5 protein-coding genes are annotated in these 10,902 nt (G+C 67.6%); 3 read left to right on the top strand and 2 right to left on the bottom strand.

Annotated features, from left to right (window positions below; translation table 11 throughout):
* Nucleotides 1–26 precede the first annotated feature (26 nt).
* The 3 genes from ACP7BH_RS04350 (at nucleotide 27) to ACP7BH_RS04340 (ending at nucleotide 6,883) form a co-directional block, all read left to right on the top strand.
* On the top strand, nucleotides 27–1,676 hold the full coding sequence (locus ACP7BH_RS04350) for a DUF5597 domain-containing protein (protein ID WP_425983389.1): 1,650 nt from the start codon (nucleotides 27–29) through the stop codon (nucleotides 1,674–1,676).
* 32 nt (nucleotides 1,677–1,708) lie between these two features.
* Nucleotides 1,709–4,645: a TIM-barrel domain-containing protein gene (locus ACP7BH_RS04345; RefSeq protein WP_425983391.1), complete on the top strand. Its 2,937-nt coding sequence runs from the start codon at nucleotides 1,709–1,711 to the stop codon at nucleotides 4,643–4,645.
* A gap of 240 nt (nucleotides 4,646–4,885) precedes the next feature.
* Complete coding sequence (locus tag ACP7BH_RS04340; RefSeq protein ID WP_425983393.1) at nucleotides 4,886–6,883, top strand: sialate O-acetylesterase; 1,998 nt, start codon at nucleotides 4,886–4,888, stop codon at nucleotides 6,881–6,883.
* Between the two features lie 4 nt (nucleotides 6,884–6,887).
* On the opposite strand, the gene ACP7BH_RS04335 is transcribed toward ACP7BH_RS04340, so the two are convergent.
* Nucleotides 6,888–8,510 (bottom strand): alpha-L-fucosidase, encoded by a 1,623-nt coding sequence (locus ACP7BH_RS04335; protein ID WP_425983395.1) that lies wholly within the window; start codon nucleotides 8,508–8,510, stop codon nucleotides 6,888–6,890.
* Nucleotides 8,507–10,798 (bottom strand): xyloglucanase, encoded by a 2,292-nt coding sequence (locus tag ACP7BH_RS04330; RefSeq protein ID WP_425983397.1) that lies wholly within the window; start codon nucleotides 10,796–10,798, stop codon nucleotides 8,507–8,509. The genes ACP7BH_RS04335 and ACP7BH_RS04330 overlap by 4 nt, the downstream gene beginning before the upstream one ends.
* Between the last annotated feature and the right edge of the window lie 104 nt (nucleotides 10,799–10,902).

Raw genomic sequence — 10,902 nt, 5'->3', positions numbered from 1 at the left:
TTTCTTATCGACGTTGGGAGGCGGCGATGGGCTTTTTCGCACGCGGATTGAACCTTGCCTTGGGCATCGCCGCTCTGGCAGCCGTGACCTCGGCGCCGGCCCTGGCGCAGTCGCCGATCCCTCATCTGGTCGAGCAGAACGGCCGTCATGCCCTGATGGTCGATGGCGCGCCCTTCACCATCCTCGGCGCTCAGGTCAACAACTCCTCCAACTACCCCGCGCCCCTGGCCGAAGCCTGGCCTGCGATCCACCACATCGGCGCCAATACGGTTCAGGTGCCCATCGCCTGGGAACAGCTGGAACCCGTCGAGGGCCAGTTCGACTTCTCCTTCGTCGATCATCTGGTTCAGGAGGCCCGTCGCAACGACGTGCGCCTGGTCATCCTGTGGTTCGCCACCTGGAAGAACACCGCGCCCAAATACGCCCCGGCCTGGGTCAAGCTGAACCCCGCGCGGTTCCCGCACCTGATCCAGAAGGACGGGACGGAATCCTACGCCATGTCGCCCTATGGCGCCGAGACGCTGGCCGCCGACGCCCGCGCCTTCGCCGCCTTGATGCGCCATATCCGACAGATCGACGAGCGTCAGCGCACGGTCATCATGGTCCAGCCCGAGAACGAGGTCGGCACCTACGGCTCGGTGCGCGACTATTCCGCCGCCGCCCAGGCCGCCTTCGACGGCCCTGTGCCTCAGGCCCTGCTGGACCGCACGGGCAAGGCGCCCGGAACCTGGTCCGCCGTCTTCGGCGGCGAGGCGGACGAGTTCTTCCATGCGTGGTCCATCGCAACCTACGTCAACACGGTCACCGAGGCGGGCAAGCGTGAATATCCGCTGCCGATGTACGTCAATGCGGCGCTGACCGACCCGATCACGCGCGTTTCGCCGACCAACTATGCGTCCGGCGGCCCGGTCTGGCCCGTGCTCGACGTCTGGAAGGCGGCGGCGCCCTCCATCGACCTCTTGGCGCCTGACATCTACGACCGCGGCTCCGTCAGCTACGAAGGCACTCTGGGTCGATACGCGCGACCGGACAACGCCCTGTTCGTCGCCGAAACCGGCAATGACCCTTCGTTCGGACGCTTCCTCTTCTCGACGCTGGGACGTGGTGGAGTAGGCTATTCCGCCTTCGGCATCGATTACACCGGCTACGCCAACTGGCCGCTGGGCGCCAAGACGGTGACGCCCGAAAGCCTGACGCCGCTCAAGACCGCCTACGCCGTCGTGCGGCCCTGGGCCCATGTCTGGGCGCGCGCCGCCTGGGAAGGCCGCGTCTGGGGTGTATCAGAACCGGACGACCGGTCCGAGCAGAAGATCGACCTCGGCGACTGGACCGCCCGCGTCCGCTATCGCCTGTGGCAGTTCGGACTGCCGGAATGGACCTGGCTGGGCGAACAGGGGCCGGCGTCCGGCACCGAAAATCCCAACGGCGGCGTCGTCGTCGCCCAGCTCGACGATCCCAATGTGTTCTTCGTCAGCGGCCTGCACGCCCGCGTAGATTTCGACGCCAAGCCCTCGACCGACGGCAAGCGGCGCATGGTCGTGCGCCACGAGGAAGGTCATTTCGACGACGCCGGAAAATGGGTCTTCGAACGCATCTGGAACGGAGACCAGGTCGATTACGGCCTGAACTTCACCGATCGACCGCGCCTGCTGCGCGTCGTCACCGCCACCTACTGAACCCCTGAATAAGTAAAAAGCGAGCGCCCGCCATGATCCCGACCCTCGCCCGCCGCCTGTTCCTGGCCGCCCTGATGACCGCGCCTCTGGCCGCCTGCGCAGGTCAGGGCTTGATGAACGGCGCCTCCGCCGGCGCCATCCAGCAGGCGGCGTTCGAACGCACCGCCAGCGGCATCGTCGTCACCCCGGCCGAGGGCGCCGCCCGCCGCGTGCGTCTGGAGGTCTATGGCCCCGAGACCATCCGCGTCACCGCGACCGAGAACGCCGACCTGAACCTGCCCGCCAGCCTGATGGTCACGGCCCAGCCCTCGACCACCACCCCGTTCCAGGTCGAGACGCGCGGCGATGTGGTCGTGCTGAAGACCGCCGAGGCCACAGCCGAGGTCTCGCGCGAGACCGGCGCCGTCCGCTTCCTCGACGAGAACGGCCAGGAGGTGCTGAAGGAGCGTCCCGGCAGCCGCGAACTGAGCCCCGTAACGGTAGAGGACCAGAAGGGCGACCACCGCTTCCTGGCCACGCGCCAGGTCTGGGAAAGCCCAGAGGATGAGGCCTTCTACGGCCTGGGCCAGCACCAGCAGGGCGTGATGAACTACAAGGGCCACGACGTTCAGCTGGCCCAGCACAATATCGACGTGGGCATTCCGCTGGTCGTGTCCAGCCGCAACTACGGCGTCCTGTGGGACAACAACTCGATCACCCGCTTCGGCGACCCGCGCCCCTACGGCATGATCGCCGACCAGTTCATCGTTCGCGACGCCACGGGCCGGTTCGGCGGCTTGACCGCCAGCTACTATCAGAACGACCAGCTGAAGGTTCAGCGCCAGGAGACCGAGGTGAACTACGAGTTCATCCGCGAATGGTCGCGCTGGCCCGAGGGCTTCAAGTCGCAGCCCGGCCAGCCGGTCCAGACCGGCGACATGGGCAAGCCCGGCCAGGCCGGGGTCAAGGTCGTCTGGGAAGGTACGCTGGAAACCGCGACGGCCGGCCTGCACAAGTTCCGCCTCTATTCGTCCGGCTATGTGAAGGTCTGGATCGACGGCCAGATGGTCGAGGACAACTGGCGCCAGAACTGGAACCCGTTCGACCACGACTTCCAGGTCCAGATGGCGGCAAACGCCCGCGTGCCGATCAAGATCGAATGGATCCCTGAGGACGGCTATATCTCGCTGCGCCACCAGGACCCGCTTCCAGCCGCCGATCAGGGCGCGCTCAGCCTGGCGTCCGAAGTCGGCACGGCCATCGACTACTACTATATCGGCGGCGATAACCTCGACGGCGTCATCTCCAACTACCGCGGCCTGACCGGCAAGTCGGTGATGCTGCCCCGCTGGGCCTATGGCTTCTGGCAGAGCCGCCAGCGCTACAACAATCAGGCCGAGGTGGTGGACACGGTCCGCCGCTATCGCGAGCTGGGCCTGCCGATCGACAATGTGGTTCAGGACTGGTTCTACTGGCCCGAGAACGCCTGGGGCTCGCACCAGTTCGACCCCGCACGGTTCCCGAACCCGACCCAGATGGTCAAGGACGTTCACGACATGAACGCCAACATCATCATCTCGGTCTGGCCGAAATTCTATCCGACCACCGACCACTACAAGCAGCTGGACGCCATCGGCGGCATGTACACCCGTAACGTCGATGTCGGCGCGCGCGATTGGGTCGGCCCCGGCTATGCCAACAGCTTCTACGACCCCTATCTGCCCGCCGCCCGCGACCTGTACTGGAAGCAGATGTCCGACAGCTTCAAGGGCATGGGCTTCGACGGCTGGTGGCTGGACTCGGTCGAACCGGACATGCACTCCAACCTGGACATCCCCGAGCGGACCCTGCGCATGGGACCGACGGCCATCGGCCCGGGCGCCTATGTCTTCAACTCCTATCCGCTGATCAACGCCGAGAACGTCTACAACAACTTCCGGCGCGAACAGGGCGACCAGCGCACCTATATCCTGACCCGCTCGGCCTGGGGCGGCCTGCAACGGACCGGCTCGACCCTGTGGTCGGGCGACGTGGTGGCGCGCTGGGACAATCTGAAGGACCAGATCTCGGCGGGCGTGAACACCGGCCTGTCGGGCCTGGCCAACTGGACCCACGACATCGGCGGCTTCTCGGTCGAGGCCCGCTATTCCAACCCCGCCGGCATGAAGCCCGAGGACAAGGCCGAGTGGGACGAGCTGAACCTGCGCTGGTTCCAGTTCGGCGCCTTCTCGCCGGTCTTCCGTTCGCACGGCGAGTTCCCGCTGCGCGAGGTGTATAACCTGGCCCAGCCCGGCACGCCGATGTACGACGCCTATGCCGAGCAGATGCGCACCCGCTACCGGCTGATGCCCTACATCTACAGCGTGGCGGGCGACGTCTATCAGCGCGACGGCACCATCATGCGCGGTCTGGTCATGGACTTCCCGTCCGACCTGAAGGCGCGCGACATCAACGACCAGTACCTGTTCGGCCATGCCCTGCTGGTCGCGCCGGTGACGGAATACAAGGCGCGCAGCCGCTCGGTCTATTTCCCGCAAGGCGCCGACTGGTACGACATGCTGTCGGGCCAGAAATACACGGGCGGGCGTTCGGTCACGGTCCAGGCGGCGGTCGACAAGATCCCGGTCTTCGTGCGCGCCGGCTCCATCCTGCCGACCGGCCCGGCGATCCAGTACACGGCCGAGAAGTTGGACGGCCCGCTGACCCTGGTGATCTACACCGGCGCCAATGGGACCTTCTCCCTCTATGAGGATCAGGGCACGACCTACGCCTACGAGCGCGGCGAGTTCTCCAACATCCCCATGACCTGGAACGACGCGACCGGCGTCCTGACCATCGGCGCGCGGACGGGTTCGTATCCGACCATGCCAGCGAACCGCACCATCAATGTGCGCTTCGTCAGCGGACCGGGCGCCGATGTCGGCGACTTCGACGCCGCCCCGGCCAGGACGATCCAGTACGACGGACAGGCGGTCGAGGTTCGCCGCTAGGGACTACGCGAGCATCGACATCTGACACGATGTCGATGCTCAACCCCTTGTCTTTTATAGGGTTCGTTCGAGACGCGGACGATCGACCATACCGGGGTCGGAACGGCCTTATACTGGCGGTCCGGTTTTGAAATCGCTGTGCCCGACGGACGAAATTGCACTTTCTTGCACTTTGCACGCCTTTTTGGGGTGCAGTGCAATTCGGACCCTCCGCCCCAAGCGGACCATCAGGAGGCGCGCATGCGCTCGTTCTTGCTCACCGCCGTAACCATGGGCGTCCTTGCCACAGCCGCCCCGGCCTTGGCCCAGAGCCCGGCGGAGATGCAGGCCCAGAGCCCGACGCAGGCTCCCGCCGCCCTGTTCGACGCCATGTTCCAGGATCACGCCGTCCTGCAACGCGGTCGCCCGATCGCTGTGTGGGGCAGGGCGACGCCCGGCGCCGTCGTCTCGGTCAGCCTCGGCCAGACCCAGGCCCAGACCCAGACCCAGGTCCAGGCGACCGCCGGCCCCGACGGCGCCTGGCGCGCCGCTCTTCCGACCCTGACCGCCGGCGGCCCCTATGTCCTGACGGCCCAGTCCGGCGGCGCGACCCAGACCGTTTCGGACGTGATGGTCGGCGACGTCTGGCTTTGTTCGGGCCAGTCGAACATGGAGTTCGCCGTTCGTCAGGCGAGCAATGCCGAGAGCGAGATCGGCGCCGCCAACGACGCCAAGATCCGCCTGTTCCTGGTCGGCCGCTCCAGCCTGCCTGCCCCGTCATCGACCCCGCATTCGGTCGGCCAGTGGCGCATCACCAGCCCGCAAAGCGTGCGCGACTTCTCGGCCGCCTGCTATTTCATGGCCCGCGACCTGCGCCGCACCGAAGATGTCCCCGTCGGCCTGATCGCCGCTTCCTGGGGCGGGTCGATCATCGAGGACTGGCTGAGCCGCAGCGCGGTAGAAAAGCTGGGCGGCCATCAGGAGGCGCTGAACGCGTTGGACGCCTATGCCCGTGATCCGCTCCAAGGGGACGCCATCTGGCGTCAGGTCACGCAAAACTGGTGGCGCGCCAACGACCCCGGCACGAAACAGGGCTGGCATCTGCCCCGCACCAACGACGCCGACTGGGCGCCCATCCCGGCCGAGGGGTTTTGGGAATCCACAGTGCCGGGCCTCGCCACCTTCGACGGCATCGTCTGGCTGAGAAAAGAGGTCGAGCTGACCGCCGTCCAGGCTCGCCAGGCCGCAACTCTGGAGCTGGGTCCGGTGGACGACGCCGACGTGACCTGGGTCAACGGCCAATATGTCGGCGGCCAGCAGGGCTGGGACACGCCGCGCACCTACGCCATTCCCGCGGGCACGCTGAAGGCGGGGCGCAACCTGATCGCGCTCGGGGTGCTGGACACCAATGGCGGCGGAGGCGCCTGGGGACCGGCGGCGAACAAGCGGCTGGTGCTGGCGGACGGCACGGCCGTGAGCCTGTCTTCGGGCTGGCGTCACCGCGTCGCCGCGCCCCTGGGCGACCTGCCCAACCCGCCGCGCACCCCGTGGATCGGCGGCAGCGGCACGACCACCCTCTACAACGGCATGATCGCGCCCCTGGGCGCCTATGGGCTGAAGGGCATGGCCTGGTATCAGGGCGAGTCGAACATCGGCGATTACGTCGGCTATCGCCGCCTGCTGCCGGCCCTGTTCGCCGACTGGCGGGCGCAGTTCGAAAACCCCGAGATGCGGATGCTGGTGGTGCAACTGGCGAACTTCGGACCCGCCGCCAGCCAGCCGACCAACTCCTATTGGGCCGCCCTGCGCGAGAGCCAACGGACGGTGGTCAATGCCGATCCCCTGGCGGGGCTCGCCGTCGCCATCGACATCGGCGACCGCTACGACATCCACCCGACCAACAAGCTGGAGGTCGGCCGCCGCCTCGCGCTGGAGGCCCGTCGCCTCGACGGTCAGGCTCAGCCGGTCTCGCCCCAGCCAGTCGCCGTGACCCGCGCCTCTGACGGCGTCCACATCCGCTACGCCGCCTCGGCCCAGCTGGTGGCCCATGGCTCCAGCCGCCCGGTCGGGTTCGAGCTGTGCGGGACCGATAACGCCTGCCGCTTCGTCGATGCGGCCTTAGCGGGCGACGAAGTGGTGCTGGCCTCGGCGATGGCGACCGACCTCAAGGTCCGCTTCTGCCGGGCCGACAGCCCGGTCTGCAACCTCTACGGCCCCGCCGGTCTTCCAGCGGTCCCCTTCGAGGCCGAGATCCGCTAGGGGCTCAGACTAGGCCCGCGCCCCTCAACCGAACCGCCGGCGCGACCGCCACCGGTCGCTCGGCCGGCAGGTCGACGAACAGGCCCTCGGCCGTCTGGCGGAAGGGCAGGGCGCCCCCGCCCAGCAGCTCTACCGCCTCGACGCGGCCCGCCTGCGGGTTCAGGGCTCGCACCACCATCCGTCCGTCCTCTGGCCAGTCCAGCGCGAAGGCGTAGAGCGTCTGGCCCTTGGTTGTGAAGCGGATGTCCTGGCCGGTCCACGGCCGCGCCGCGCCCTCGCCATGCATGCCGGCCACCACCGCCGTCGGTCCCTCGCCATAGATGCGCCAGGGCCGGGTGTCGAAGATGGCCTCGCCGTTGATCTTCATCCAGGCGGCGATGTCCGTCAGGATCTGGCGCTCGTCGCTGTCGATCGATCCGTCGCCCCGCTGGGGGATGTTCAGCATCAGGTTGCCGTTCTTGGAGACGACATCCACCAGCCGCTGCACCACGCTGTGGGCCGGGACGTAAGAGTGGCTGGTGAAGCGGGCGCGGTTGTAGTGCCAGTCGCCGATGCAGGTGTCGGTCTGCCAGGGCTCGGGGTTCATGCTGTCGGAGAAGCCGCGCTCGACCGTCTCGACGATGCCCTTGCGCTGGCGGTCGTCCAGCCGCTTGCCGTTCACGACCGGCAGTTCGCCCCGCCAGGCCAGGGAAGCGTTGTAGAAGTCAGCCGTCGCCTCCAGCCCGTACCGCCCCAGCGGCAGGCCGTAGTTGTCGAAATAGACCATGTCCGGCTTGTATTTGGTGATCAGGTCGCGCTGACGCGCCACCCAGGACCGCACGAAGGCCGGATTGTTGGCGGGCGGCGTCTCGATCCACTGACCGTCCTGCGCATCGTGCCAGGCGTTCATCTCGGTGATGGAGCCGATCCCCTCCGGCGGGGCGAAGGTCGGGCCGGTATAGAGTTCCTGCGGGTCCAGCCCCTCCCACCATTTGCCGGCGCCGTCGGCCTTCGTCAGCCGCGCCGCGTCATAGCGGACGCCCTTCAGCGGTCCCTCGGCGTCATAGCCGTATGCCGTCTGCCACCAGTGCCAGGCGTGGGCTGCATGGTTCGACACGGCGAACCGCAGGCCCCGCGCCCGCACCGCCTTCTCCCAGGTCCCGACGATGTCGCGCTTGGGCCCGACCCGCAGCACATTCCAGTCGTGATGGGCGCTGTCGAACAGGTCCAGATTGTCGTGATGGTTGGCCATCGACATGATGTAGCGGGCGCCCGCCGCCTGATAGAGGTCCAGCAGACCCTCGGGGTCCCACTGATCGGCCTTCCACTGGTCGATGAACTCCATGAAGCCGAAGCGGCTGGGATGGTCGTAGTTCACGACATGGTGGTCGTAGACGGGGTTGCCCTGGATATACATCTGACGGCCGTACCAGTCGCCGAACTCCGGCACGCATTGCGGCCCCCAGTGCGACCAGATGCCGAACTTGGCGTCCCGGAACCAGTCGGGCGTCCTGTAGCCCGCGGCCAGGCTGTCCCAGGTCGGCTTGAACGGACCGGTCGCCGTCGTGGCGCCCGGCGTCGTGGCGCACGCTCCCAGCATTGAAGCCGAGGCGCCGGCGCCGAGAAGTCCGCGTCGCGACAGGGTCATGCCGGTTCTCCATAGACGACGCCGCGCCCGTCGGTGGCCACATAGACGCGGCCGAAGACCCGGGGATCGCCGGCAATGGCGCGATAGCGGCGACCATACTCATGAAGGTCGTCGTTGACCCGGATCCAGGATCGGCCCCGGTCGTCGGAACGAAAGACGCCACGCACCTCGCCCCCCGCTTTGGACTGCGTGCCGATGGCGAACAGGGCAGGGTAGGTCGAACCGGCGGGCGGCTTGCCGAAGTCCATCATCTCGACGCTCAAGCCCCCGTCGATCCTGTCGAACCTCTGACCCCCGTCGCGGCTGTTATAGAGGCCGCTGTGCGACACGAACCACAGGTCGCCTTCGTGGTCGGGCGCCGCCTTCAGCGGGAAGGCGACCTCGCGCCAGGTCGGCCGGTCTTCGGCGACGGTCGCCGGCAGGCCGCGTGACGGCACGACGGCGAAACGCTCGGCCCCGTCCACGCTGACGTACCAGGCGCCAGTGCGGAAATCCAAGGCGTAGAACAGCATCGCATCCTTGCGATCCGCGACCGGCCTCAGCAGCATCGGCAGACCGGCGCAGGCCTTCCACGTCGCGCCGCGATCCCGCGACCAGACGACCTGGGGCGTGGCCAGCACGAAGGTCGATCCGTCCGCCGACACCGTGATCGGCGCGTCGCGATACAGGTCCATGCGCGGATTATCGGCGACGACCGGCGTTTCGCCCGAGGCCGGTCGAGGGCGACCCAGCGGCTTCCAGCTCAGCCCCGCATCGTCGGACCAGGCCAGGGTCGAACCGTCGTGGCCTTCCGAGGCCACGCCCTCGTGCGGTGTGCCGCTACGGACCACGATGTCGGGCGCGGCCCCTGCATAGTCGATCTGGTTGGTATTGGCGAAGACCGGAGTGGTGAATTGGCGCTGTGGAGAGCGGTCCAGATCCTCATGGGCGAATCCCGAGATGTCGCCGAACCCGGTCAGCAAATGCGGCCCCTTCGGCGGACTGACCAGGGTGATGACGGCCGTCTGTTCGATCCCCTCGACCCAAGGGGCCCAGTCGGTCGGCTGCCCGTCATCGGCGGCGGACAGGTTGCGCGTCTCATAGACGGTCGCCCCTGTCGCATAGACCAGCCGGTCGCTGTCGAACGGATCCAGCGCCAGGGCCGCAATCCACCAGCCGAAGTCCGGTCTGTCGTTACCCCAGTTCAGATAGGGGGTCGCGCTGACGTCATGTCGCGCCTTTTCCCGCAGGCTGGTCCAGCTTCGTCCGTCGTCGGTGCTGCGCCAGATCGTGTCGCCGGGCTGCCAGCGGTTCAGGGTCGAGATCATGATGACGCCCGGCCGTTTGCGATCCAGCGCCACCCCCATGAAGCCGCCCCCTTGCGTGGTCTGGGGTCGCGGCGGGGTGATGTCGCTCCAGGCGCCGGTGTTCGCATCCAGCCGCCAGACCGCGCCGTCCGTCACCCCGTTGGGGCCGATGCCCAGGGTGCAGGTGACATAGAGGACGCCCCGGTCGTCCAGCTCCGCCTTGGCCGCCGACAGTTCGGCGCGCGGCCCGCCCTCGACCGGCCGCCAAGTTTGCCCCGCGTCGTCCGAGCGATACAGCGCGTGTTCATGAGGATCGGCGACGCCGACGAACAGCGTCCGCGACGCCTGTCCGCGCTGGCCGCTGCGGGGATCGAAGACGACGAAGCTGAGCCCGCCGTGGGTGCTGCGGTCGGTGGGCGTGCCCAGCCCTTTCAGCGGAAACGCCTCGACCTTGCGCCAGCTTTCGCCGCCGTCGGTCGAGCGTTGCAGACCGTCGTGGCGCGATCCGAAATAGAGGACGTGGTTGTCGTTCGGGTCGATCGCCAGCCGTTCGCCCAGGCCTCGCCCGTCCTCGTTGCCGCCCATGCGGAAGGGGACTTCGGTCCGCCGCCAGGTCTCGCCCCGGTCGGAAGATCGCAGCATGGCGCCGGGGTCTGCCTTGTGGACCCCGACCGCCGCGTGGACGATATCAGCGTCGATGGGATCGGCGGCGATGCTTTCGATGCCGAAGTCGCCCGACCGGGGACTGGAATCCATCAGCGGCTTCCATTGTCCTACGGCGGCATCGAACCGATACGCGCCCCCCATGTCCGAGCGCGCATAGGCCAGACCGCGTTCTACGCGACTGAAGACGATGCCGGGAATGAAGCCGCCCGCGCCGACCACGACATTGCGCCAGCCGTAAGGGGCGGCGTCTCGCGCCTGCGACCTGGCGGTCGCCGCCAGCCCGCTGACGGACAGGGCCAACAGGCCGGCCGTGCGTCGTGTCACACCTGTCGTCATGTCGCCGTCTCTCCCTGGGTCGGAGACGTTAAGTCGTCTCTCGACGTTAGCGCTAACGTGAACAGTTGACATCATTGTCATAGGTGCATCAAGTTGCGTCTGTA

Source organism: Brevundimonas sp. TWP2-1 (assembly GCF_049897645.1).
In the GTDB taxonomy this organism is placed as follows: Bacteria; Pseudomonadota; Alphaproteobacteria; order Caulobacterales; family Caulobacteraceae; genus Brevundimonas.
The sequence above is the reverse complement of the archived record's forward strand: the minus strand, read 5'-3'. Positions and strand labels throughout refer to the sequence as shown.

What these genes read in the sequence shown, in the direction of transcription:
- ACP7BH_RS04350 (WP_425983389.1), top strand. Translation starts at nt 27, where the DNA reads ATGGGCTTTTTCGCACGCGGATTGAACCTTGCCTTGGGCATCGCCGCT.
- ACP7BH_RS04345 (WP_425983391.1), top strand. Translation starts at nt 1,709, where the DNA reads ATGATCCCGACCCTCGCCCGCCGCCTGTTCCTGGCCGCCCTGATGACC.
- ACP7BH_RS04340 (WP_425983393.1), top strand. Translation starts at nt 4,886, where the DNA reads ATGCGCTCGTTCTTGCTCACCGCCGTAACCATGGGCGTCCTTGCCACA.
- ACP7BH_RS04335 (WP_425983395.1), bottom strand. Translation starts at nt 8,510, where the DNA reads ATGACCCTGTCGCGACGCGGACTTCTCGGCGCCGGCGCCTCGGCTTCA.
- ACP7BH_RS04330 (WP_425983397.1), bottom strand. Translation starts at nt 10,798, where the DNA reads ATGACGACAGGTGTGACACGACGCACGGCCGGCCTGTTGGCCCTGTCC.